The sequence below is a fragment of the Thalassotalea sp. G2M2-11 genome, assembly GCF_017168195.1.
In the GTDB taxonomy this organism is placed as follows: Bacteria; Pseudomonadota; Gammaproteobacteria; order Enterobacterales; family Alteromonadaceae; genus Thalassotalea_E.
Genome location: NZ_JADNYL010000004.1, coordinates 239,527 through 263,895, shown reverse-complemented (window position 1 = coordinate 263,895; position 24,369 = coordinate 239,527). Strand labels below are relative to the sequence as shown.

At 41.3% G+C, this 24,369-nt stretch carries 23 protein-coding genes and 1 riboswitch; of the genes, 12 read left to right on the top strand and 11 right to left on the bottom strand.

Annotated elements, in window-relative coordinates; all coding sequences use genetic code 11:
* Positions 1 to 321 precede the first annotated feature (321 nt).
* Complete coding sequence (locus tag IV514_RS15135; RefSeq protein WP_206486144.1) at positions 322 to 2,655, bottom strand: Tex family protein; 2,334 nt, start codon at positions 2,653 to 2,655, stop codon at positions 322 to 324.
* 287 nt (positions 2,656 to 2,942) lie between these two features.
* On the opposite strand from IV514_RS15135, the gene IV514_RS15130 reads away from it, so the two are divergent.
* Complete coding sequence (locus tag IV514_RS15130; protein ID WP_206486142.1) at positions 2,943 to 3,596, top strand: hypothetical protein; 654 nt, start codon at positions 2,943 to 2,945, stop codon at positions 3,594 to 3,596.
* Position 3,597: 1 nt separating this feature from the next.
* Here IV514_RS15130 and IV514_RS15125 read toward each other — a convergent pair whose 3' ends face one another.
* From IV514_RS15125 to IV514_RS15100, 6 genes are read right to left on the bottom strand one after another with little or no spacing between them, the layout of a single operon-like run.
* Positions 3,598 to 4,836: a hypothetical protein gene (locus IV514_RS15125; RefSeq protein WP_206486141.1), complete on the bottom strand. Its 1,239-nt coding sequence runs from the start codon at positions 4,834 to 4,836 to the stop codon at positions 3,598 to 3,600.
* Complete coding sequence (locus IV514_RS15120; RefSeq protein WP_206486140.1) at positions 4,836 to 5,558, bottom strand: anti-sigma factor; 723 nt, start codon at positions 5,556 to 5,558, stop codon at positions 4,836 to 4,838. The genes IV514_RS15125 and IV514_RS15120 overlap by 1 nt, the downstream gene beginning before the upstream one ends.
* Positions 5,543 to 6,091: a sigma-70 family RNA polymerase sigma factor gene (locus IV514_RS15115; protein ID WP_206486139.1), complete on the bottom strand. Its 549-nt coding sequence runs from the start codon at positions 6,089 to 6,091 to the stop codon at positions 5,543 to 5,545. The genes IV514_RS15120 and IV514_RS15115 overlap by 16 nt, the downstream gene beginning before the upstream one ends.
* A gap of 60 nt (positions 6,092 to 6,151) precedes the next feature.
* Positions 6,152 to 7,228 carry a hypothetical protein gene (locus IV514_RS15110; RefSeq protein ID WP_206486137.1) on the bottom strand — a complete coding sequence of 359 codons (1,077 nt, stop codon included), beginning with the start codon at positions 7,226 to 7,228 and terminating at the stop codon, positions 6,152 to 6,154.
* Complete coding sequence (locus tag IV514_RS15105) at positions 7,212 to 8,015, bottom strand: hypothetical protein (RefSeq protein ID WP_206486136.1); 804 nt, start codon at positions 8,013 to 8,015, stop codon at positions 7,212 to 7,214. Before IV514_RS15105 ends, IV514_RS15110 begins: the two co-directional genes overlap by 17 nt.
* 58 nt (positions 8,016 to 8,073) lie before the next feature.
* On the bottom strand, positions 8,074 to 10,083 hold the full coding sequence (locus IV514_RS15100; protein WP_206486135.1) for a hypothetical protein: 2,010 nt from the start codon (positions 10,081 to 10,083) through the stop codon (positions 8,074 to 8,076).
* Positions 10,084 to 10,208: 125 nt separating this feature from the next.
* Between IV514_RS15100 and greB the strand changes: the two genes are divergently transcribed.
* The 3 genes from greB to IV514_RS15085 all read left to right on the top strand — a co-directional run bounded on the left by greB (position 10,209) and on the right by IV514_RS15085 (position 11,679).
* Complete coding sequence (gene greB, locus IV514_RS15095) at positions 10,209 to 10,679, top strand: transcription elongation factor GreB (protein ID WP_206486134.1); 471 nt, start codon at positions 10,209 to 10,211, stop codon at positions 10,677 to 10,679.
* 183 nt (positions 10,680 to 10,862) lie between these two features.
* Positions 10,863 to 10,955: riboswitch (cyclic di-GMP riboswitch) on the top strand.
* A 111-nt stretch (positions 10,956 to 11,066) separates the two neighbouring features.
* A complete protein-coding gene (locus IV514_RS15090) occupies positions 11,067 to 11,249 on the top strand; it encodes a hypothetical protein (protein WP_206486132.1) in 183 nt (60 codons plus the stop codon).
* A gap of 16 nt (positions 11,250 to 11,265) precedes the next feature.
* Positions 11,266 to 11,679, top strand: coding sequence for a hypothetical protein (locus IV514_RS15085; RefSeq protein WP_206486129.1), 414 nt, complete (start codon positions 11,266 to 11,268; stop codon positions 11,677 to 11,679).
* Positions 11,680 to 11,745: 66 nt separating this feature from the next.
* Here the strand turns inward: IV514_RS15085 and IV514_RS15080 are convergent, their stop codons facing one another.
* Positions 11,746 to 12,597 carry a peptidylprolyl isomerase gene (locus tag IV514_RS15080; RefSeq protein WP_206486127.1) on the bottom strand — a complete coding sequence of 284 codons (852 nt, stop codon included), beginning with the start codon at positions 12,595 to 12,597 and terminating at the stop codon, positions 11,746 to 11,748.
* 97 nt (positions 12,598 to 12,694) lie between these two features.
* On the opposite strand from IV514_RS15080, the gene IV514_RS15075 reads away from it, so the two are divergent.
* The 8 genes from IV514_RS15075 to recG all read left to right on the top strand — a co-directional run bounded on the left by IV514_RS15075 (position 12,695) and on the right by recG (position 21,496).
* Positions 12,695 to 13,405: a DUF445 domain-containing protein gene (locus tag IV514_RS15075; RefSeq protein WP_206486125.1), complete on the top strand. Its 711-nt coding sequence runs from the start codon at positions 12,695 to 12,697 to the stop codon at positions 13,403 to 13,405.
* A gap of 258 nt (positions 13,406 to 13,663) precedes the next feature.
* Positions 13,664 to 14,851 carry an amino acid aminotransferase gene (locus IV514_RS15070; RefSeq protein ID WP_206486123.1) on the top strand — a complete coding sequence of 396 codons (1,188 nt, stop codon included), beginning with the start codon at positions 13,664 to 13,666 and terminating at the stop codon, positions 14,849 to 14,851.
* A 150-nt stretch (positions 14,852 to 15,001) separates the two neighbouring features.
* Positions 15,002 to 15,631, top strand: coding sequence for a guanylate kinase (gene gmk, locus IV514_RS15065; RefSeq protein WP_206486121.1), 630 nt, complete (start codon positions 15,002 to 15,004; stop codon positions 15,629 to 15,631).
* Positions 15,632 to 15,685: 54 nt separating this feature from the next.
* Entirely contained in the window at positions 15,686 to 15,967 is a 282-nt protein-coding gene (gene rpoZ, locus IV514_RS15060; protein ID WP_206486120.1) for a DNA-directed RNA polymerase subunit omega, read from the top strand.
* Positions 15,968 to 16,132: 165 nt separating this feature from the next.
* Positions 16,133 to 18,241, top strand: a complete 2,109-nt coding sequence (spoT, locus tag IV514_RS15055; protein ID WP_206486118.1) for a bifunctional GTP diphosphokinase/guanosine-3',5'-bis pyrophosphate 3'-pyrophosphohydrolase — start codon at positions 16,133 to 16,135, stop codon at positions 18,239 to 18,241.
* Between the two features lie 16 nt (positions 18,242 to 18,257).
* Complete coding sequence (locus tag IV514_RS15050; RefSeq protein ID WP_206486116.1) at positions 18,258 to 18,647, top strand: RidA family protein; 390 nt, start codon at positions 18,258 to 18,260, stop codon at positions 18,645 to 18,647.
* 26 nt (positions 18,648 to 18,673) lie between these two features.
* The gene (gene trmH, locus IV514_RS15045; protein WP_206486114.1) at positions 18,674 to 19,381 is read left to right on the top strand and encodes a tRNA (guanosine(18)-2'-O)-methyltransferase TrmH; all 708 of its coding nucleotides are present in this window, start codon (positions 18,674 to 18,676) and stop codon (positions 19,379 to 19,381) included.
* 15 nt (positions 19,382 to 19,396) lie between these two features.
* A complete protein-coding gene (gene recG / locus IV514_RS15040) occupies positions 19,397 to 21,496 on the top strand; it encodes an ATP-dependent DNA helicase RecG (RefSeq protein WP_346776935.1) in 2,100 nt (699 codons plus the stop codon).
* Between the two features lie 35 nt (positions 21,497 to 21,531).
* On the opposite strand, the gene IV514_RS15035 is transcribed toward recG, so the two are convergent.
* From IV514_RS15035 to IV514_RS15025, 3 genes are all read right to left on the bottom strand, one after another.
* The gene (locus IV514_RS15035; protein WP_241242397.1) at positions 21,532 to 22,788 is read right to left on the bottom strand and encodes an HD domain-containing phosphohydrolase; all 1,257 of its coding nucleotides are present in this window, start codon (positions 22,786 to 22,788) and stop codon (positions 21,532 to 21,534) included.
* A 482-nt stretch (positions 22,789 to 23,270) separates the two neighbouring features.
* Complete coding sequence (locus IV514_RS15030) at positions 23,271 to 23,885, bottom strand: DUF2238 domain-containing protein (RefSeq protein WP_206486315.1); 615 nt, start codon at positions 23,883 to 23,885, stop codon at positions 23,271 to 23,273.
* Positions 23,886 to 23,921: 36 nt separating this feature from the next.
* On the bottom strand, positions 23,922 to 24,341 hold the full coding sequence (locus IV514_RS15025; RefSeq protein ID WP_206486112.1) for a hypothetical protein: 420 nt from the start codon (positions 24,339 to 24,341) through the stop codon (positions 23,922 to 23,924).
* Positions 24,342 to 24,369: the final 28 nt, after the last annotated feature.

The window sequence follows — 24,369 nt, the reverse complement described above, 5'->3', positions numbered from 1 at the left end:
GTCAATAAATGTTCTAACTTTTTAATAGATCACAGCAATAAAAAGCAATGAAAATACTTAATAATAAAAGACTTATCAGACACAAATGAAAACACAGTGAAAAATTATGATATGAGACAAAAAACCAACCACGAGGTCAGCTTTAAAAAATCAAAACAATATAAGTTGGCGAATGAGGGCAAGTGACGTTATCTTGTGAGCATATAGATGAGTTTACTCCACAACATAATTGGCAATTAACACAACGTACCACTAGCTATGTTTTAACTAACATAGCTAGTGGTAGTAACGAACAATAATACGCTAGATATTGAAGTAATATTACTTCTTTAACTTAGCAAAAGCATCGGCAAAGGCATTGCCCATTACTGCATTCGCAGGATCTTTTACTTTATTTTTTGGTTTTTTAGCAGCGTGTTTGGTTGGCTTCTGTTTAGTTACTGCTTTATTTGGCTGATGTTTAGAAGTCGAAGCCGAAGGCTGCACTTTATCGTCTAATCGCATGGTTAAACTAATACGCTTTCTTGCTACATCCACTTCCGTGACTTTCACCGTGACAATATCGCCGGCTTTGACAAAGTCGTGCGGATCACTGATAAACTTATCCGTCATGGCAGAAATATGCACTAAACCATCTTGATGTACGCCTAAATCAACAAAAGCACCAAAGTTAGCAACATTTGAAATAACTCCCTCTAACACCATACCAAGCTGTAAATCATTGATGGTGTTGACGCCTTCTTTAAAGTTAGCGGTTTTAAATTCAGGACGAGGATCTCGTCCTGGCTTTTCCAGTTCACGTACAATATCTTTGACCGTAACCTCACCAAACTGCTCATCGGTAACTTGTTTTATCTCTAATTGATTAAGCGTATTACTTTGCCCGATCACCTGTGACAACTCACAACCTAACGCATTGAGAATTCGCTTAACAACGGGATACGTTTCTGGGTGAACCCCTGATTGATCAAGCGGATTTTCACCATTTGCGATACGTAAAAAACCAGCCGCTTGTTCAAATGCTTTTGGTCCTAAGCGCGCCACTTTTTTCAATTCATTACGATTATTAAAACGCCCTTGTTGTTCACGGTAGGTCACAATATTTTGCGCCATTGTTTTAGTTAAACCAGACACCCGCATTAACAAGGCAGGTGATGCGCTATTAAGATCTACCCCAACGGCATTCACACAATCTTCAATCACATTATCAAGCATCGCCACTAACTGGCTTTGGCTGACATCATGCTGATACTGACCAACACCAATGGCTTTGGGATCAATTTTCACTAATTCTGCCAATGGATCTTGCAAGCGACGAGCAATAGAAACAGCACCACGCAATGACACATCGAGTTCAGGAAATTCATTCGCCGCAAGTTCAGAAGCAGAATACACTGATGCGCCTGCTTCACTGACCATCACTTTTTTTATCGATAAATCGCTGCATTTAGCTAACACTTCAGCCACTAATTTATCGCTTTCACGCGAAGCGGTACCATTACCAATGGCAATTAATTCCACTTTATATTGCTGACATAAATTGACTAAGGTACGGACTGATTTGTCCCAGTGATTTTGCGGAGCATGCGGGAAAATAGTCGCCGTATGTACTAACTTACTGGTGCTATCAACAATGGCAAGTTTACAACCGGTACGTAAACCGGGATCTAAACCTAAGGTCACTTTAGCGCCCGCCGGTGCCGCCATCAGTAAATCTTTCAAATTGGTCGCAAATACATTGATAGCTTCACGCTCGGCACGTTCACGTAATTGGCCCAGTAATTCAGTTTCCAGTGAAGTACTTAACTTAATTTTCCACGCCATTATCACCACTTTAGTTAAAAATGATGCCGCCGCTTGACCGGATAGACGTAAATTAAAATGATCAGTAATAATTTGTTCCGCGCTCGAATAGGCGTTATCTTCTTGCCCAGGGTCTACAGCTAATGACAAGCTTAAATAGCCTTCATTGCGTCCTCTTAGCATTGCCAAAGCTCGGTGAGAAGGCACTGTACTGAGCAATTCACTATGGTCAAAATAATCTTGGTATTTGCTTGCTTCTTGTTGATGTTTCTTAACAACACGGCTCACTAAATGGGCTTGTTTTTGCAAGTGACGACGTAGTTTTTGTAGTAAGTCCGCATCTTCTCCAAAACGTTCAATTAGAATATAGCTAACGCCTTCTAATACCTGTTCGACATTTTCATAGCCAGCCGATGGGTTTAGATAAGCACTTGCTGCTTGCTCAGGTTGTAATGCATGATTTGAAAATAACTCATCCGCTAGTGGCGCTAATCCCGCTTCAATTGCCATCAGTCCCTTAGTACGTCTTTTAGGACGATAAGGTAAGTATAAATCTTCTAAACGCGTTTTATTGTCTGCTTGCAATAACTGGCTTTTCAGCTCAGGCGTTAATTGACCTTGTTGCTCAATATTGGTGATGATCACCTGACGACGTTCATTTAGCTCACGTAAATAACTCAAACGTTGGGCAAGTTGACGCAGATGATTATCATCTAATCCATCAGTTGCCTCTTTACGGTAACGTGCAATAAATGGCACAGTTGCACCATCATCCAGTAAAGTAATTGCGGCATTAACTTGGTTAGTTTTTACATTAAGTTCTTGAGCTAACTGCTCTGCAATGGGTGTCATCAAGGCCATTCCAAAAATTTTTATTCGTCAATTCAAGATTGGGGCGAGATCACAAAAAACAAGCACATTACTCATCGGATATCGCAAATTTACGCAACTTAATCAACCAAAAGCGCCTGACTTATCTAGGGCATGTTGACCTTTGTTGCTGAAGAATACGTTAAAGGTCAACACGCTTTAACCACAGCATTTAAAGATAAAAAGCTGTTTACAAACATGAGATTTAATTAAGATAGGTAATTGATCTACGGCATTTCGCACCTAGCGTCGTTTAAAAGGTAGAGTACATGATAAACATAAGAATAAAACAATGGGCTTGGCTACTGCTTGTGCCATTTTTTGCCCCAGCGGAAACTATTATTGCAGACATAACATTTAAAGACCCTGCTTTTGCAGCATGTGTCCATCAAACAGCTAAACAAAATAACTGGCATAATGCTGAAGAGGTTAACAAACTAAAATGTCATAGCATGGCAATCAAGCATGCCCAAGAAGTAGAACTATTCACTAATCTTGGCTATTTATCTTTATATAACAATCAGCTTTCAACACTAAATTTAACCCCGTTGACGCAATTAACAGAAGTTAACCTCGCGAATAATGAATTAGTGACTTTGCAGCTACATGGCTTGTCGAAACTGAGTAAACTGTATTTATTTAAAAATAAGTTAACCACGCTTAATTTAACCGGACTAGATAGAGTACAGACAATCAGATTAATGCAAAATCAATTAACAAAACTGGATATCACCCCATTAATTAGCTTAAAAACCGGTTATTTGTTCAATAACAAACTTAAAGATTTATCCATAGCCGGGCTCGAACAACTGGAGTTTCTTGATGTGCGCCAGAATCCGATGCCGGACGAACTCTACGATTTCTATGATGAACAAGACGGCATAGTGATCAGTCACGACGGTAATGCTGATGACTGGAAATAAGCTATAAGTTATAAGCGACAGATAGCATCCAAGTTGATAAATCGTACTGAGTAGCGGCAGCGGTTGCCAGCCCTGATCGTGTTTGATAATTTGCAGCGAGTAATTTGAATTCTAATTTTCGGCTGTAGCGCCATGCCAACTCAAAATCGAATTCATAGCCAATATCACTGTGGCTTTCTACATCACTAAAATGATGGCCAACCAGTTTCCAACGCAGTTTGCCATTGCGTCCAGCATACGATAGATAGATATCTTCTACTCCACCCATTGCACTATATCTGGAGAAAATATCGGCCCAGCCTAAAAATTTATGATTAGTTGCTAAATTAGTATTAAAGCCGAAATTATTATCCTGCCCGAGATATTCATAACCTAAATCCCATCGATGACTGCGGTACTGTAAACCAACTTCCGCCGCTAGATACCAGGCATGATATTGTTCGGGGTGATTTTTACCCGCCTGTTGCCAGGCAAGTTCAGCATGGTAATTATATTTTAACTTATTAGGCTTTTCTGCTCCTTCGATGCGAAAACCTAAGGTATCGGTTGACCACGCGGGTAATGATCGATTATCTAACAAATAAGCAAATGCGCTTAAGGTTAATTGTGGCGCCGGATGATACTCAGCGTTGAGCAGATGGCTTTGGTGTTGATGATTACCCCACTGCTCAGGCGAACGAACGGGGTTATACTGATAGCGGTAATCAGACTTAGGCACGGTTGAACGACTGTTATCACCAAAAATACGGTGTACCTTATCGACATAGCTGTATTGAATAGTTAAATCAAAACTATTGTTAAAGCGTAAACTCAGCGCATCATAAGTCTGATCGTTCTGCCAGTAAGCCGCATTCCCAATATGGCGCTCATTATTAAAGGAAATAACTTGTCTACCAATAATCGCACGCCAGTTCGCAGCAAACTGCCAATCAAATTTTAACTGATTCAGCTCTCCTCCTGGCGGATCAGGGATAGGGGAGTGCTTGTTCCAATAAGCAATTGAGTTATAGTCTTCTTTATCTACAGCCCATACCTGATCGTATTGAACCAGAAAGCTTATATCCTGCTCAGACTGCCAATGAACTTCTCCCCGACCAAGTAAAGTGGTTGCTGTCGCATCAGGTAACCAGTGATCATTGACTTGCTGATGGCGCAATCTAAAAGCAACATCATAATCCCAAATGTCGGCACTGACTTTAGTCGTTATTAGCACTAAAGACATGATTAGTATTATTCTCATTAAACCTTATCCTGCCAGCTGGCCATACGAATACATAATCCTTGGGATACTACATCTCCCATCGGTTCTCCAATAGGGGAACCGCCCTTTTCTTCCATGGTTAATAATAAATCTTTTGAGTCTTTAATCAGTCGCCATTCGGCTTCTGTCAATTGCCTATCAAAAATGTTACTAGAAGTTGAAATAACCCCTAAGCTACGAATTTGTTTGTCGGTTTTAGATCTCACCCAAAGCTCAAGATTCATATCTTGTGGTACTTTTGGAATACTCAGTAATTCAATTTTCAAGGTCCGACTTTTACCATAAGTGGCAGCAACTAATTGTGGCTGCTTGAGATTGTCTTTCATTATCGCAATATAGCTTAAGTTATCTTGTGGTACTGCTTGCCACCACAAGATAAACACTAAAGCCAAACATGCCATGGAAACACCACTTAGCCATTGGTAAAAACGCACACCTGCACTGTTTTTTTTCGGTGTAAAAGCCAGTTTTTGCTTAATAGCTTGCCAATTATCATTGGTTGGCATAATTTCCGGCGTTTTGTCGTGTAGTACCGTTAATTTCTGTTCCCAAAAATAAATTCGCTCATCAATTGCTGAATACTCAAGCCTGAGCTTAGCAATTCTTTGACGTACACGTATTGACTGGGTACCTAAGACATATTGATGCGCCAGCTGTTCTATCAGCGCAGGCTGTTGATAGCGCATTATTTTTCCAGACATTGTTGCAACCTCGCTAATCCCCGTCTTAGCCACGATTTGATGGTATTTATCGGTTTTTCTAAGTACTCAGAAATTTCATCTCGGCTAAAGCCAAAGTAATATGCCATCAAAATACCACGCCGATGAACGTCTTCGAGTTGGTTCAGACAATCGGTTAAATCTTGATCTATTTCACACATCGGTGTCGTTGACTGATTGGTTGCTGCTATTTGTTCAATGCTTTCCACTTGCTCTTGTATCTGCTTGTTTTCCAGCCGTCTTTTTTCGCATCTCACCCGGTCATAGCTGCGATAACGGACAATAGAGGCCATCCAGGTAAACGGCTCTGCCTTGTCGATTCGGTATTCAATCGCATTGTGCCAAATTTGGATAAATGCTTCCTGTAATACTTCGTGCGCCAGATCAGAATTATGCAAGATGCGAAAAGCGATGCCATTTAGCTTAGCTGCCGTCAATAAATATAAGTGCTCAAATGCTTGTTGATCACGCAACGCAGTTTTTGCCAATAACCTTGCTAATTCTTTAGACTCCATAAAATACCCTTGGCATTCATTTATCCTTTACTTATAAATTCATATACTTATCAGTATAGGTTAAAAGTAAAAATGGGTTTGAATAAACAACAAATCATTATTACGCTGCTCGAATTGAGGAATACTGTCCATCACTCTTATGCCAGCCCTAAGCTGGATATGAGAAAAAGGCGTATATTCAGTCACCAATGAATAACGGGTTTCTTGATCTTCGCTTATCTCTCTATCAGGATCATGCCACTCGGAAGTCAGTTTGATATTTAGCCCTGACATCCACTGGTAGTTAAGTTCAAACAAGCCAACTAGCTGCTCTTGCGTTTCCCCCGTTGTTTGCTCGCTTTCAATCCAGTCCCACTCTGTTAACAGGGTGAATTTCCCCAGCGAATAAGCACCATACAGATTGGCAATCTGACGTTTACCTTGCTCGCGATCATTGAAGGTGAACGTTGTGCCTACTCTGGCGTTACCGAACAAGTATTCGGCTCGCAGGCCATATAAAAAGTTGTTATCGTCATTGCTGACAGCACTGGTACCATTGGTCATGAAAATATTCAGCGTGCTGTGGTCTTGCTCAAATCCAAGCTCTATACCGTTATCACTACTGTCAAAATTAAATCCAGTTGCTTGCCTTACCAAGGCACTGTCATCTTCTAACCGTATGCCAAACGGGACATAAATTTTCCCCACTTTAACAAAGTCATTATGATTAAATTGATACATGACAAACGCCTCTCTATTGATGGCAGAGCCTGGCGCAAGTTTTTGGTCTAGGTAAAAGGTAAGGGTGTCGTTAATATTAAAAGCAAGATATAGCTGGGCAGAATCAACTTTAAATGTGGTGCTTTCCTGATCGGCTTTATCTTTAACATATTCAGCATTACTGCGGAAATTGCCACCCAACCTAAGATAATCGGACACTTTTCCGATGTCCGCACTATCAGTGCCAAGTCGTTTTTGAGGCAGCACGGAATAACCGTAAGTATTACCAAAACTATTACGTAAGCCGCCACCATCGGGATTGACATGACAAGCACTACATTTCAGCTTATTAAGATAAGCAAGTAATGGTTCAGCGTAGGTTGATGGGCTTATCAACAACAAGACGATAAGTAAACTGAGATTAAAAAGTTGCAACATAACTGAGTTCTCCTCCAGGCCAGCCATCTCGATCGCCGTCCAATTGTTGACCAAATATTCCGGTTATCGTACTGATCGCTGCTCGATTAAAGGTGATAACCATTTGTTCTGCATCACTAGGTTTATTAATCATTACCGTCAGTATTCTTGGGTTTTGCCAAATGATGCCATCTGGCGGAGGTAATACTTGGCTATTCGTTGTTAACAATATTTGTTCCGCTTGCAAACTGTTAGGATCAACATCAACACTAAATTCTATGGTCAAGGTTAGAGTAGACTTATGACTAATGTGAGATAGTTGTTTGACAAACAACGCTGTCTGATTACTATCAATATTCGCCCCATCGTCAATCCATTGCCCTATCGCTGCAATAGCACTGTCAGATAGCGGAGCCTGATTTAATGGCATTCGACTACCAGCCCGCGGATCACCAATCACTTTTAAGTATAAAAAGCTTTGTTCTTTGCTTCCGGGTGCTACGCGTTTGAAATCGGTATTCCCCTCAGCAGCCACATTGATTAAGTTATTAGCACTGTGTTCGAGCGTATCCAGTGCCAAACCTAAAGGCGCATTCGCACCAATATGACAAACCGAGCATATTGGTGTGAATACGTGTTGCTGCAAAGAAGTTAAACTGGCTTGAATTGCTTCATCCCCCTCATTAGGGTTCATCGGCTGCTCATCATTCTCTGCTAATGGTTGGCCATTTACATCGAGTGAACTACCATCTCCTGCTCGACAAGCACTGAGCAACAACAATAGACAAAAACACACAATTACATTCATGATACTAATCCTGTTATACCGCCGGGCACAGCCCGGCAGCTTTGACTACGGTTTAATGCTATGGACGAGCTAACGGCCAGCCAGGGTAATCACCATAAGTATCTCCAAGCTGACTATCTGGGGTATAGAAATACAAAGGCTTACCTTTATAGGCCCATTGCCTAGTGTTGGTATTATCGGTTTCGACGCGATCTATGATAGTAAACAACCCATACGGCTGATCATTGTCGCTTGCATATAGGGGCGGCCAAGTTTGTGCGCAATCATCAAAACAGGCAGATTCACCTGAGTCCTTAACGTCTGAATTAAAGGTATAAAGGGTTAACTCTTTCAACTCGTCAGCTGTTTTTCCCATACTGGGTTGCAGTTCACCATTGGCCACCAAAATATCACCTTTGGGATCATGACTATACACACGAACGGGGGCTGGTCTGGCAACATACCAAATATTATTTACCCCCTCACCACTAACATCTGTGGCGCTGGTATCAGGAGTATAGAAATACAACGGCTTACCATTAATTGCCCATTGTTTATTGCCATCCATGCGGTTGATAATGCTAAATGGTGCCATCGCCGTATCATCATCAGTCGCTAATAACGGCGGCCAAGCTGCAATACAAGAATCGGAATTACAATTTGAAACACCTTGTGTGTCCTGATTAAAAATATACAATGCAAAACCAGTTTTATCCTCAGTCATCGCTTCAAAACCGCCATTGCCATCACTCATCAGTACAGAAGTCATGCCTTTAACGGTTAACACCTCACCAAGAGTATTGCTTTGTGCCATAAACTGGGTTTTCATGATGGGATCGATCACATGCCAAACACCATTGATACCATCACCGTTTGCTTGTCCTTTATCTGTATCACCAATGTAAAAATACAAGGGATCACCTAGATAGCTCCACTGGCGATGACCATCATCCCGAGTGAAAATATCAAAATCACCTATGGCGCTGTCACTGTCTTGGGCTAAGAAAGGTGGCCAGTTTACTGCGCAGCTGCCACTACAATTTGATACATTAGTGTCATCATTATCAAAGATATACAGAGTGAACTGGTCTTGATTTGTTTGTTTATCAACAAAATTACCAGAACCTTCGCTATCTTCTGCCAACACATGAGTGATACCTGTTGATGTGAGTAATGTACCTGCTTGATTCATACGGAAAATAGCAGGGGCTGTACTTGCCAAGTGCCAAACATCAGCGACACCATCTCCTAACATGTCGCCAGCAGCATTGTCGTTGGCAAACAAGTAAAGTGGAATACCATTATATGCCCACTGATAATATTCACCGTGGTCTATGGTTGAGAATTTTCCGTAGGTACGAGCCCCTTGATCGGCGACCAAAGGCGGCCAGTTGTTAATGCAGTTTTCACTGAGACAATTAATTTGATCAATACTATCTTGGTCAAAAGTATAAAGACTAAAGCCGTCTTTATTCATTCGGTTAATAGCGATAACATTGTTACTCATACTTGCCATTAATACCTGACTACTGGCAACAAGCTGCCCCATGACCATATCATCAGAGGTAGTGACCGGTATTGGTCTGGCTAAATGCCATATATCATTCAACCCATCGCCATTAGTGTCGCCTTCTGCACTATCATTGATATAGCTGTACAGTGGATAGTCATGCCACGCCCATTGCATAGTGCCATCCGCTCTTGTAATTAGCGTAAAGTCGCCACTTGCCTGCGCACCACTATCTGCTAACAAAGGTGGCCAAAGTGCAGCACAACTATTGCTATCATTACTCCCTCCCGCAGGTGCTCCATCTTCGGCATTACACGCTGAACTGCCCGCGCTATCATTATCGAAAAAATACAGTGATAAGCCTGAATCTGTAGTGTATATCACACCTTGCTCAGCTAAGGTCACCATGGTTGGCGTACTGCTTTGACTCGGAAAGACAACGGACGGGCTATCGGGTTGATCTGGCGTATAAGGATCTGAAGGGGTATTACTATTGCCGCCACCTCCGCCCCCGCCTCCACAAGCGCAAAGCCCAACAATGATGAATACAGATACGATAAAATTGGATAACTTATTCATTTTTTTCTCCCAAAAAAATATTTAGGTCTCAATAGCAATTACGACAGGGAGCCAAAAAAGTTGCAGCTAGTTACTAATAAATTTCAATATTGTTCCCTGCTCGCTTTACCGATAAAATAAAACCTATGAAAAAATCCAACTACATCACTCGCGCAGGCTGGGATCGCCTCGATAAAGAACTTAAGTTTTTATGGAAAGACGAACGCCCGCGTATCACCAGAGCCGTTTCAGAAGCGGCAGCCTTAGGAGATCGCAGTGAAAATGCCGAATATATCTATGGTAAAAAGCGTTTACGCGAAATTGATCGAAGAGTACGCTTTTTAATGAAGCGTCTTGACGATTTACAAATTGTCTACCCAGAAAAGCAACAAGAAGGTAAAGTCTATTTTGGCGCTTGGGTAACCTTGCTCGATGAACAAGATAAAGAAGTCACTTACCGCTTAGTTGGCCCCGATGAATGGGACGTCAAAAAAGGAGAAATCAGCATAGACTCTCCCATGGCTCGTGCTCTGTTAGGTAAAACCGTTGATGACGATGTGATAGTAAAAACCCCTGAAGGCGAACGCGAGTTATTAGTGGTTAACATCTGGTATTAACCACTAAACAAAGACTAACTTTTTAAGCAAATACATCTTACATACGATAACTGAATCAATGATCTTGAGGAAAGAGAGCAAGGCGTGCAATAACTATTGATATCTTAATGGTTATACACAGTTACCGGCTGTTGTTTGCTTTCTGTACATTTGTATTAAAATCAGTTAAATTTATTATGCATCAGTTGAAAATGGCAAACTAGGTGAAAACCTAGGACGCAAAGCCGACGATCTAAGGAAGCACAATCTAGCTTCTATGATAGCGTAGCTACCAACACTGGAGTATTGAATCATAACCATGTCAATATCCCCTGGTACTTTAGAAGTTCTCTTCTACACATTTCAGCATGCAAACCTTGTAACTTATGTTAAATAAGCGAGTAAATTATGTGTGATGAACAGAAAAAAGCCTATACTGCTAATTGGATAACAATAATTGATAATAAAAGTTTTGTGGCGGGCATTAATAGTCAACCACTTTATCTGACTGAGTCAGAAGCACAGCCACTTTTAGCACTGTGCGCAATCACTGAATTTATTGAATCCAACTATATTGGGAACTATCAGTAAACAACAGGTAGATAAAATGAAATCTATTTTTTTCACTTTTTTTATGGGATTAGCACTTTTCGCTTGCAACAAGAATACTGAAGTATCTGCTGATCAAGTTGCTGTCGCATTTTTCGATGCCTTATACAATCAAAAAGATCTTGATCAAGCCCTGAAGTATTGCACACCTCGTTTTGCAAAAGAAATAAAGCAATTCCACACAGCAAAAAATGTTGCTCGACGAATCTTCAATATGACCTTCGATTCTACCACGATAAATGCCGCTTTAGCTGACTTTAAAGTACGTGAAGAGTTTAATACTTCAGGAAATCTCACCATTTTATTTACCGGTGACCGCAATGGTAAAACCTATAAAGAAATGAAACGCATCAGGTTATTAAAGCAAGGTGATACTTGGCTGGTTGACGAACTACTCAAAGATCCCTCATAAAAAAACTTTCAATGAGTTGCACATTAATGAATGCAACTCATTTGCCTATTTCATCAAACAAGTTAACTATTTAATCAGCTTCACCCCGACAGGCGTTTGGCATATGTCTAACACCGGTGGTGGCTTCTTATAGAAAAACGCATGCTCGCGCTTTCTACGATCTGCCAATTTTTTTGCATAGCTTGGGTGTTCGGTATTTTTAACCGCTAAATGAATTTGTTTTTCTTTCGGTACATCTGACATCAATTGTACCGACACCATTGGTGTATAATCACTCTTATCAACGGGCTCTTCTCCATCAATCACCGATGTCCGGGTAATCGCTTGCACATGATTCATGCCATAAATAACACGGCCGAATACTGTCATAATACGATCTAAGTAACGGGGCGCTTGACCATTAGTGATATAAAAGTGACTGGTTGCCGTATTAGCGCCATTTTCGCGTGCCATGGCAATAACCCCAGGACAATGCAACATCCAGGCTTTTTGTTCATTTGGGCTATAACCTAACGCAAATCCCGCTTTAAATCCCGTTTGCGGGGCAAACATATCTTTGTCTTGCACTAAGGTAAAAGACCAATTTTTTTCTGGAGTAAAATCCCCTTCTATGGCTAAAGGCGAGACCGATTTATCTTTGGCACTACCATCTTTAGGCCCACCTTGGGCGACAAAACCATCAATCACCCGATAAAACTCGGTGCCATCGTAAAAACCTTTACTCACTAAACTTTTAAAGCGCTCTACATGGTTAGGCGCAAATTGTGGTGCTAACTCTATCACCACCTTGCCATGGGGTAATGTCATTAATACCATATTCTCTGGCTTAACCTCACGCCAAACAGACGATGTTGCCTGAGCACTGGTCATGACGACCGCAAGCATTAATGCCAAACTGATAAATACTTTGTTGTTCATTGATTATCCTTATTTTTCTCTTATGCGGCTGTTGGCGCAATAGCTATCGCTTGGTAAACTAACCCGCATTAATACCATAACAGCGTGGAGTAAAACAGTGAATAAAAGTGTAATCACGAATGTGATCGCATTTGCCTTAACCTTAGGCGGCTATCTATCAAATCAAGCAATTATTTATGCGATTGGGTTATTTGCCCTATCCGGCGCAATTACAAACTGGTTAGCCGTGCATATGCTATTTGAAAAAGTGCCTTTTTTATATGGCTCAGGTGTCATTCCGGCAAGGTTTGAAGATTTCAAACACGGTATTCGCAACTTAATGATGGAGCAATTTTTCACGGAAGAAAATATTGATCGCTTTCTGTCTGACAGCTCAGGCAATGCCAGCACGCTCGATTTAGCTCCTGTTATCGAAAAAGTCGATTTATCGCCTGCCTTTGATGAGCTGATCAAGGTAATTGAATCATCTTCATTTGGCGGTATGTTAGCCATGGTCGGTGGCGCAGAAGCATTACAACCATTACGAGAACCCTTTATTGAGAAAATGAAAGCGACCATGGGCGATATATCACAAAGTGAACAATTTAATACCATTCTACGCGATCAATTAGAGCAACCTAATGTGATCACCGGCATGCGTTTAAAAGTCAGTGATATTATTGAAAAGCGCCTAAATGAACTCACCCCTCAAGTTGTAAAGGAAATTGTCCAAGACATGATCCGCAAACACTTAGGTTGGTTAGTTGTGTGGGGAGGTGTTTTCGGCGGAGTTATCGGCTTAATCGCCTCAGTTTCAGGTAATATATGATTTTTTCATAGCTACGCAACGCGTTCTTTAGCTGTATAGAATTCGTTGCGTAAATTTTCATGGTTAACCACAAAATTTGTTCCGCTATTAAATAGTGCTAAAAGTACTATATCTTCTCGGTTTTTTTCATTTAAAGCGCTTTAATTTTACCCAGTTTAAAGCTATGCTGGCGCTTTAATCATTGCGGATTTTATCAACTAATTTTGCGACGGCGTAAAATCTAGTGAAATCCCACATTTAAATAAGGTAAATGGAGACATGTTTGGTAGCTTAAAGGCCTTGCCAGCCGATCCTATTTTAGGTTTATTGGCTAAATATCGTGAAGATGCAAACCCACAAAAAATTGATTTGGGTGTTGGTGTATATAAAGATGAAGCTGGTCACACAGCCATTTTAGATTGTGTGAAAAAGGCAGAAAAATATCGCCACGATAACGAAGATACCAAAGTCTATATTGGCCCAACAGGCTCACCTTTATTTAATGACGAAATGAGCAAATTGATTTTTGGTAATCACAAAGTACTTATTGAAAACCGTGCCCGTACCGTATCAACTCCAGGTGGCACAGGGGCATTACGTGTTGCAGCTGAATTTATCAAATCTTGTAAAGCCGGTGCTACTATTTGGGTCAGTAATCCAACATGGGCGAATCATACTGGTTTATTTGAGGCGGCTGGCTTAACCGTAAAAACTTACCCTTATTATGATTACGAAAATAAAGACTTAGATTTTGATGGCATGCTTGCCGCTCTCAAAGAAGTTAGCGCCGATGATGCCGTGTTGTTACACGCTTGTTGTCACAACCCAAGTGGTATGGATCTTAATCAAGAGCAATGGCAGCAAGTAGCCGAAGTTGCAAAAACAGTGGGCTTTTTACCTGTTGTAGATATGGCTTACCAAGGTTTTGGTAGCGGTTTAGATGAAGATGCCTACGGTTTACGCTTAGTTGCCGAAAGTGTTAACGAGATGATCGTTTGTAGTTCATGTTCAAAAAACTTCGGTTTATATCGTGAACGTATTGGTGCAACTACCATTATTGGTTCATCAGCTAATGCCGCTGATATTGCAAACTCGGTTTTACTCTCTGTGGTTCGTTGTATCTACTCAATGCCACCAGCGCATGGTGCAGCCTTAGTAGAAACCATTTTGAATTCTGATGAATTGCGTCATCAATGGTACGGCGAGTTAAAAGAAATGCGTGATCGCATTAACGGCAATCGCCAGTTGATTGTTGATAAACTCAAAGAACAAGGTGTTTCTCGTGACTTTAGCTTTATCACTCGTCAAAAAGGTATGTTCTCTTTCTTAGGTATAACACCTGAGCAAGTACAACAATTACAAGACGAATACAGCATTTATATGGTGGGTTCAAGCCGCATGAGCATTGCCGGCATTGCAAACTCAAATGTCGATTACTTAGCGCAATCTATTGCAAAAGTGTTGTAAACACCATTTGTTGTGTTTTTAATAAAACCGCGCTAATTAAGGCGCGGTTTTTTTTAAGTCAAAAATAACAACAAGTGCCCAGAGATAATCGCAACGTTTGACGATTTCAGCTATAGTTCGCTTTTTAATACAAACTACTTGAGGTTAGTCGTGGCGGTTACAGGCAACTTATTTATCCTTTCAGCTCCTAGCGGTGCTGGTAAATCCAGTTTAATTTCAGCGCTATTAAAGCAACCCAGCGCACGGGTAATGCAAGTATCAGTTTCTCATACCACGCGTGATCCTCGTCCGGGTGAAATCGATGGTCAGCATTATCACTTTGTTACAGTAGAGCAATTTAAACAACAAATCGCACAAAAAGAGTTTTATGAGTACGCAGAAGTATTCGGTAACTATTACGGCACTTCTGAAACGGCAATTGACGCACAATTAGCACAGGGAATTGATGTGTTTCTTGATATTGATTGGCAAGGTGCACAACAAGTGAGATTAAAAAAACCGGGTGTTACCACCATATTTATCAGCCCTCCCTCTAAACAAGAATTAGAAAACCGCCTACGCAGTCGCGGACAAGACAGCGAAGAAACCATTCAACAACGAATGGCACAAGCACAAGCGGAGTGCTCCCATTATCAAGAGTTCGACTACATCATCATTAACGATAATTTTGATCAGGCACTGGCTGATTTAACCACGATTGTCGAAAATCAACGTTTAAAACGTAGCCAACAAGTCGAAAATCATCAACTTTTATTCAAAGATCTATTGGCTAACGATTAAGCACATAGTAAACTACGCAACTATTTTGTAAATTTTAATCGTTGGAGTGACCAAATGGCTCGCGTAACTGTTGAAGATGCCGTAGATAAAGTCGGTAATCGTTTTGACTTGGTGTTAATTGCATCTCGTCGTGCTCGTCAAATAGCGACGGGTGGTAAAGAACCTTTGGTTGAGTTAGAAAATGATAAACCTACTGTTATCGCATTACGTGAAATAGAGGAAGGGTTAATCACAACTGAAGTGATGGACGACACAGATCGTCATGAGCAAATTGAGCAAGAAACAGCTGAGCTTGCTGCAGTAGCAGCCATTGTTGGTGGAAATAGCCAACAATAACTCAACAGCAGTACTTGTTAAAAAACGCGTAATTATGACATCATAATTACGCGTTTTTTCTAACTAGCACCGCCAAGTGTAGGAACTGTTTGGCTTTCCAAACAATTCGACGTATTCTTATTATTGCAGCCTGTTAATTTCACCATTCTCGAAGGAAAGTATTACGTGTACCTTTTTGAACCTGTAAAAGCACATGTATCAAGTTATTTATCTAAAGTACAAGTAGACTTGCTAAAGCAAGCCTATATTGTTGCCCGAGATGCCCATGAAGGGCAGATGCGCTCGAGTGGTGAGCCCTACATAACTCATCCCGTTGCCGTAGCATTAAATCTAGCCAAAATGCATTTGGATCATGAAACTTTAATGGCAGCGCTACTACATGATGTGATTGAAGATACCGAAGTTACTAAAGATGAATTAGCAGAATTATTTGGCCATACCGTTGCAGAATTGGTTGAAGGGGTTAGTAAGCTCGATAAGTTAAAATTCAATAATAGAGCGGAAATGCAGGCGGAAAACTTTCGCAAGATGTTATTGGCCATGGTGCAAGATATCCGTGTTATTTTGATCAAACTGGCTGACCGTACGCACAATATGCGCACCTTAGGCGCACTTCGCCCCGACAAACGTCGCCGTATTGCCCGTGAAACCCTGGATATTTACGCGCCCATTGCCAATCGTCTGGGTATTCATAATATTAAAAATGAATTGGAAGTGTTGGGCTTTGAAGCCCTTTATCCAATGCGCTCTCGTGCATTAAAATCTGCGGTAAAACAAGCACGTGGCAACCGAAAAGAAATCATCAATAATATTAGAGAAGAAATTTCTGCTCGTTTGACAGAGCATGGCATCGAAGCACAAGTAATTGGTCGAGAAAAACATCTGTTCTCTATTTACCGAAAAATGCTTAATAAAGAGTTGATGTTTAATGAAGTCATGGACATTTATGCTTTTCGCGTGATTGTTGATAATAAACTCGACGACTGTTACCGAGCACTTGGGGCTGTTCATAATTTATTTAAACCGATAGAGACACGTTTTAAAGACTATATTGCCATTCCAAAAACCAATGGTTACCAGTCATTGCATACCTCACTAATTGGTCCTCATGGTATCCCTGTAGAGATTCAAATTCGAACTCATGACATGGACCAAATGGCTGACAAAGGGGTTGCCGCTCATTGGCTCTATAAACAAAACGGGGATGACAGCGGCACTACCGCACAAATGAAAGCAAGACGTTGGATGCAAAGCTTACTAGAGTTGCAACAAAGCGCCGGCAGTTCGTTTGAGTTTATTGAAAACGTTAAATCCGATCTCTTCCCTGAAGAAATTTATGTATTTACCCCAGATGGTCGCATCATTGAATTGCCTATGGGGGCTACCGCTGTTGATTTTGCCTATGCCGTTCATACCGATGTGGGTAATTCCTGTGTTGGGGTCAAGGTAGACAGAAAACCTTACCCATTAAGCCAACCTATTGATTCAGGCCAAACCATTGAAGTAATAACCTCATCAGCAGCTCGTCCTAACGCGACATGGCTAAACTTTGTTGTCACCGCCAAAGCACGATTACAAATTCGAACCTACTTACGCTCACAAGAACAAAACGAGTCTCACTCATTAGGTAAACGATTATTAAGTCATGCATTGGGTAAAACAAAATTAGAAGAAATCGGCCAAGAAAAAATCGAGCAAGTGGTCAAAGAAACAGGTAATGCAAGTTTTGATGATTTACTGGTGAATATCGGCTTAGGTAACGCACTTAGCATAGGTATTGCCCGCCGACTTACCGATGAATTTACCGAAGACAGAGTACTGAATCATTCCAACAGTAAAACCAAAATGCCGATTAAAGGCACCGAAGGTATGTTGGTCAGCTATGCAAAATGTTGTCGACCTATCCCAGGAGATAGCATTCTAGCCTACTTAAGCCCAGGCAAAGGCTTAATCGTTCACCAACAAGGCTGTCGTAATATTAAAGGCTCTCAAGAGAGCCAGTTATTCCCGGTGAAGTGGGACAGTGATATCGATCGCGATTTTATTGCAAAATTACGTATTGAAATCCTCAACCACCAAGGGGCGTTAGCTAAGTTAACCAATGTCGTTGCTAAATGTGACTCTAACGTACATTCACTTAATTCAGGTGAAAAAGAATCTGGCTTATACGTAATTGATATGGAAATTACTTGTCGAGATCGTATCCATTTAGCCGACATTATTCGTAAAATTAAAGTGATGGTTGACGTACAGCGCGTTGTCCGAAACAAGTAAAATTTATAGGAAGCACATGAAAACAATTATTAATACAGAGAATGCACCCAGTGCCATCGGTACATACAGCCAAGCAGTGAAAGTTAAAAATACCGTTTATCTTTCAGGTCAAATTCCATTGGTTCCTAGCACAATGGAAATTGTATCGGATGATTTTACCGAACAAGCACACCAAGTATTCAAAAACTTATCTGCCGTATGTGAAGCAGCCGGTGGCAACTTAAACGACATGGTAAAAGTAAATATCTTTTTAATAGATTTAAGCCAATTTGCCACTGTCAACGAAGTAATGAGCCAGTATTTTGAACAACCTTATCCGGCTCGTGCAGCAGTACAAGTATCACGCTTACCCAAAGATGTTGCTATTGAAATTGACGGGGTAATGGAATTACCTAACGTTGCTTAATCGCATCACAGATAGAGATTGATTGAATGACCCCAGAAAGGTTACAACGCATTAATAACATGCTAGATCAGCGCCAACCTGATCTCACCGTTTGCATGGAAGGTGTACATAAAACCCATAACTTAGCCGCTGTAGTACGTACCGCTGATGCCATTGGTATTAGCGATGTGCATGCGGTATGGAAAAACGAAGAAATGGAAGTGCGTGGCGGTAGCGCCGCGGGCAGCCAAAATTGGGTAGATGTTCATAATTATTCCCGCACAACAGACGCCATTGCTGAATTAAAAAAGCAAAATATGCAGATTTTAGTGACTAACTTATCTGATAGCTCTGTTGATTTTCGTGAAATTGACTACACCAAGCCAACGGCAATTATCCTCGGGCAAGAAAAATTTGGTGCGACTGAAGAAGCCCTTGCGCTTGCCGACCAAGATATTGTCATCCCTATGGTAGGCATGGTGCAGTCATTGAATGTATCGGTTGCAAATGCGGTTGTACTCTATGAAGCGCAAAGACAACGTAAAGCAGCTGGCATGTACGACACTCCGAGCATTTCATATGAACGTCGTCAACGATTCTTATTTGAAGGTGGCCATCCTATATTTGCCCAAGCTTGTAAGCGTAAAGGCTTACCTTACCCGAGTATCGACGAGCACGGTCAGATCATTGCGTCGCAGGAGTGGTGGCAACAAATGCAAATGACCCAAGAAGCTTGGCAAGCAATCGACAACTAACCATGGATTAACCAAGTGTCAGGCACACAACAGGGATTAGGAAATCTTGCTCGTATTGCAATATCAACGCTAAAAGGTGTTGGTCCAAGCATGAAGCTGAAACTAGAAAAAATCGGTTTAGTTTCTGTGCAAGACTTATTGTTCCACCTGCCACTTCGTTATGAAGACAGAACACGCGTCACAGCGGTCAGAGATTGTTTACCTGGCATTTACACTAACATCATTGGTGAAGTCACCCAAAGCCAAATTATTCAAGGGCGGCGACGGATGCTGGTTGTCACTATCAATGATGGCACTGGCACGGTTAACCTTAGGTTTTTTCATTTTTCGGCCGCACAAAAAAATAACCTCAGCGTCGGCTTAAGTATTCGTTGTTATGGTGAAATACAACGAGGTGCACGTGGCTATGAAATCATCCACCCAGAATACAAGCCACTAGATCAAGACAAACCACTCACTGCCGTTGAAGAAACATTAACCCCTGTGTACCCGACCACTGATGGTTTGAAACAAATTACCCTGCGCAATTTAACCAATCAAGCGCTATTAAGGTTACAACGCGGACAAGTAGAAGAATTATTGCCAGCGAACTTTATCAATGAACCCTATTCATTAGCCGAGGCATTAGCTTTTATTCATCGACCAACGCCAGATACTTCGGTTACCCAATTAGAGGACGGAAAACATCCTGCTCAATTACGCCTGATAAAAGAAGAGTTACTTGCCCATAATCTCAGCATGCTCAAACTCAGACAATCCAGTGATGTTCATCAAGCAACTTCGTTAAGCGTTGATCAACAACTAGAAACGAGATTTTTAACCTCTTTACCTTTTTCACCAACAAACGCACAAGCAAGAGTCGTAAAAGAAATCAGAGCTGATCTCCAAAAAGCAATGCCAATGATGCGTTTAGTTCAAGGGGATGTTGGCTCAGGCAAAACCTTAGTAGCTGCACTCGCCGCAATCACGGCAATCAGCCAAGGCTATCAAGTGGCGTTAATGGCGCCCACCGAAATCTTGGCGGAGCAACATGCCATCAACTTTCAACAGTGGTTTGAACCGCTGGGGATATCAGTAGGGTGGCTCGCAGGTAAAACTAAAGGTAAAGCACGTCAACACGCATTAACCCATATTGAAAATGGTGATATGCAAATGATTGTCGGCACCCATGCACTGTTTCAAGATGATGTTACTTTCAACAAACTGGCACTGATTATTATTGATGAGCAGCATCGCTTTGGTGTGCATCAACGCTTATCATTACGAGAAAAGGGCGCGTTTGAAGGCAATTATCCGCATCAATTGATCATGACGGCTACGCCGATCCCACGGACACTTGCCATGACCGCCTATGCTGATCTCGACACCTCAGTGATAGATGAATTACCCCCTGGACGTACGCCTATTACCACAGTTGCCTTACCTGACAGTCGTCGAGATGACGTCATTGCACGTATTCGACACTCTTGTTTAGAAGAAAGCCGCCAAGCTTATTGGGTGTGTACCCTAATTGAAGAGTCAGAAGTATTACAGTGTCAAGCGGCTGAAGATACCGCCATTTATTTACAAGCACACTTACCAGAGCTAAAAGTAGGGCTGGTACATGGCAGAATGAAAGCGCAAGCAAAGCAAACCGTGATGGAATCATTTAAAAACGGGGAGCTGCACTTACTGGTTGCCACCACAGTGATTGAAGTGGGTGTGGATGTGCCGAATTCTAGCTTAATGGTGATTGAAAATCCCGAGCGATTAGGCTTAGCGCAGTTGCATCAACTTCGTGGTCGAGTTGGACGAGGATCCGTCGCCTCGCACTGTGTATTAATGTATAAAAGTCCATTATCAAAAACCGCCACCAAACGGTTAGCCGTTTTACGAGAGAGTAACGACGGCTTTGTTATCGCACAAAAAGACTTAGAAATTAGAGGGCCGGGTGAATTGTTGGGCACTAAACAAACCGGCTTAGCTGAGTTAAAAATTGCCGACTTAGTGCGAGATGCTGATTTGATCCCCGAAGTACAACAACATGCCTTCTTATTATGGAAGCAGCACCCAGAAAATGCCTTAGCATTAATTAACCGCTGGCTTGGCAGCCGAGAACACTACTCCAACGCGTAAAAGCTGTGATGAATACTTAGGCAGCGCCCCAAGGCTTACAAAGAAAATAAATTTAAATAAGCTTGATTCTCATTAGGATCACTGCCTTGTGCTATGGCAAAACACTGTTCGGCAACCCCTTCAACAAGGGTAACGATTGTGTTATCTAATTTTCCAGATTCAACCATTTTGCTAAGGATCACTAGCACCTCATCAAGCGTCATCCCTTTGCGATAAGGCCGATCTTGCACTAATGCTTGAAAGACATCAGCAACAGCGATAATTCTTGCTTCGGTACTTAAATCACGCTCTTTTGGATGAAACGGATAGCCAGCTCCATTGAGCCCTTCATGATGATAAGCTGCCCAGCGAGCCACCTCGCCAAGCCCTTCGATATGGCGCAATATTTCAAAGGTCTCATAACTATGTTGGTTCATCACCGAACGCTCGGTATCATTTAACGGACCTGCTTTTTCAAGAATATCATCCGGTGTATGCAGTTTACCTAAGTCATGTAGTAGCCCCGCAATTTCAACCTTGTGACATTGCGCTTCTGACAAACCACAAGTCGTAGCGATAAATTTGGCAACATCTGCCACCCTTACCGAATGCAGTGCAGTAAAAGGACTTTTCTGATCAACAATATATGCCATGATCAATGACAAATGTTTTATTTGCTCAAGCGATAAAGGACAATCACTCGAGTATTTGCCCATATCCCAGGTATATCGGGTAATGTGTCTATCTTCCAGTGCAATCCAAAACGCCTCTGTGCACTCTACACTTTCAAATGCTTGCACTAACTCCGGCTTGAAAAAAGTGCCCGAATGATCAGTGATAGCTTTTACAACTTGTGCTTTTGCCAGCAAAATATCTGTTTCATAATGTGAAGATGCCAGCACATCAATACGATCTGAGATGAAAATTAAATTAGCCATCAGTGCATCATGCGCACTAATATTTTCATTTGATAAATCAATCCAATGAGTATGGTGATGAAGGATGGGGATTGAAAACTTTGCTAACGGTTCAAATGATTTTAATAACTGATGACCAATACGGCAGTGGATATGAGCATCATTCCAGTCAAAATGATTCACTAAGCTTGAATGCATTTGTTCAGTAGATACACCGCAATCGTGCAACAGCCCTAGCTCAAAGGCAAACTGGATATCTTCATCACTGAAACCTAACTGATTACCTATTTGACTGGCAATATAACCCACTCGTTTACCATGATTGGTATCATTCATGCCCACTAAAGACACTGCCGTTTCGATAGCAATAACCATCTGTCGTAAATCGATATTCAAAGCTTGATACTCCACAGCGTTGAGTCAAAAAAGCTTGGCTCATCATTATTACTCTAGACCAAGAAATTTCTATTGAAAAGTATGACAATCAATTAGGGCGTGTTGAACTTTCAAGTTTGTTTTTGCAGCAGTTTGTTGGAAATTTATACAAGGCAGTGCTTTTGATGTGTGGTTGTTCCACATGATAAAGCACTAAAGATTTTGTGCTCCTGCAAAATCACCTTACCCCACATCCATGTGGGGCAACATAGTAGAAATGACAACAAACACTGCCTGAAAGGTTCGGTTAAAAGCGTTTTATTCTTTGTTGTGAGGAGATTTGCTTAGATGACTAAGCGTCATTCCTCACGCCGCGTTTAAAACGCTTTTGTCTCGAACAAAAATCAAATAACAAAGATCAAAACGCCCTAATTACACTCAATTAACTAGGCAATAACTTTCGCTTAGCATTAGCAAATTGCTACAAGGCAATACGAGGTATTTTAACGATATACTTTTGTACTCTCTGGTTTATTAGCCAGCATTGATAGCTGCTTATCATGCCAAAAAGATAATGCGATTAATGAGCTAATAGCGCCAAGTAATGCTATGCCCATGTCTGATTGAGTGTCCCAGATGTAACCTTGAGTCCCTAAAAATGCTTCGGCATTTTCACCGGTGGCAATAGCAACCCACCATTCAATTAATTCATAAAAGGCACTAAATGCTAAGCAAATTGAAATGATGATAACATTACGCCACATATCACCATTAACCACCTGCTTACGTATCAATATTTCTCTTGCTAATAGTGCTGGGACAAACCCTTGAAAAAAATGCCCCACTTTGTCGTAGTTATTTCGTTCTGCACCAAATAAGCCATCAAAAAAGGGCACTTCGGCATAGGTATAATGCCCGCCAATCATCAACACGATACAGTGCAATAAAATAAAACCGTATAGCATATCAGTTAGCCGAAACGATCGATAAGTTAACGCAAGTATCATAGCGCCAATTATCGCGGGGGCGACTTCCAAGAACCAAGTAAATTGATCCTTTGGATTAATCCCAGACCAAATCAACACAACGATGAAAGTAATACTCCAAAGCAATTTAATACGCAGGTACTCCTATCATCGATACCCATGCCAAAATCATAAGTTTGCCCACTGTTGTTTAACCCCGATCAAATGGATAACCCCAAAGAATAAACAGATCATTGAGCTCCAAAACCAAAATTCTGGCGTGCGCCCCATGGGAGTATTTATCAGAAAAAAGCCGATAATGCCTCGTGCTAAATAAATAATGGTGATCAGCACTAATACGATACGCATAAATGGCAACTTAACCATAAGACCGGCGGCAGAAAATGCATACATTGACCAAATTCCTAACACCAACACGATAAAACTAGTAACAATAGTCGGTTGCAAACTACCTTGTTCAGCAAGTTGCGCCATGTGCTCACCTGCCCCAAAAAAACGATACCAAGGAGCACCAAAATAAATACAGCCTAGATGTAAAAGAGCAGCAATCGCACTTAAAGCGCCTGCAGCCATTAAAAAGATATTCATGTATTCACAATCTCCTATCAGTGAGCAT

Bases quoted from the DNA above. Each gene is read 5' to 3' on its own strand.
- IV514_RS15135 (WP_206486144.1), bottom strand. From the start codon at position 2,655: ATGACACCCATTGCAGAGCAGTTAGCTCAAGAACTTAATGTAAAAACT.
- IV514_RS15130 (WP_206486142.1), top strand. From the start codon at position 2,943: ATGATAAACATAAGAATAAAACAATGGGCTTGGCTACTGCTTGTGCCA.
- IV514_RS15125 (WP_206486141.1), bottom strand. From the start codon at position 4,836: ATGAGAATAATACTAATCATGTCTTTAGTGCTAATAACGACTAAAGTC.
- IV514_RS15120 (WP_206486140.1), bottom strand. From the start codon at position 5,558: ATGTCTGGAAAAATAATGCGCTATCAACAGCCTGCGCTGATAGAACAG.
- IV514_RS15115 (WP_206486139.1), bottom strand. From the start codon at position 6,091: ATGGAGTCTAAAGAATTAGCAAGGTTATTGGCAAAAACTGCGTTGCGT.
- IV514_RS15110 (WP_206486137.1), bottom strand. From the start codon at position 7,228: ATGTTGCAACTTTTTAATCTCAGTTTACTTATCGTCTTGTTGTTGATA.
- IV514_RS15105 (WP_206486136.1), bottom strand. From the start codon at position 8,015: ATGAATGTAATTGTGTGTTTTTGTCTATTGTTGTTGCTCAGTGCTTGT.
- IV514_RS15100 (WP_206486135.1), bottom strand. From the start codon at position 10,083: ATGAATAAGTTATCCAATTTTATCGTATCTGTATTCATCATTGTTGGG.
- greB (WP_206486134.1), top strand. From the start codon at position 10,209: ATGAAAAAATCCAACTACATCACTCGCGCAGGCTGGGATCGCCTCGAT.
- IV514_RS15090 (WP_206486132.1), top strand. From the start codon at position 11,067: ATGTGTGATGAACAGAAAAAAGCCTATACTGCTAATTGGATAACAATA.
- IV514_RS15085 (WP_206486129.1), top strand. From the start codon at position 11,266: ATGAAATCTATTTTTTTCACTTTTTTTATGGGATTAGCACTTTTCGCT.
- IV514_RS15080 (WP_206486127.1), bottom strand. From the start codon at position 12,597: ATGAACAACAAAGTATTTATCAGTTTGGCATTAATGCTTGCGGTCGTC.
- IV514_RS15070 (WP_206486123.1), top strand. From the start codon at position 13,664: ATGTTTGGTAGCTTAAAGGCCTTGCCAGCCGATCCTATTTTAGGTTTA.
- rpoZ (WP_206486120.1), top strand. From the start codon at position 15,686: ATGGCTCGCGTAACTGTTGAAGATGCCGTAGATAAAGTCGGTAATCGT.
- IV514_RS15050 (WP_206486116.1), top strand. From the start codon at position 18,258: ATGAAAACAATTATTAATACAGAGAATGCACCCAGTGCCATCGGTACA.
- trmH (WP_206486114.1), top strand. From the start codon at position 18,674: ATGACCCCAGAAAGGTTACAACGCATTAATAACATGCTAGATCAGCGC.
- IV514_RS15025 (WP_206486112.1), bottom strand. From the start codon at position 24,341: ATGAATATCTTTTTAATGGCTGCAGGCGCTTTAAGTGCGATTGCTGCT.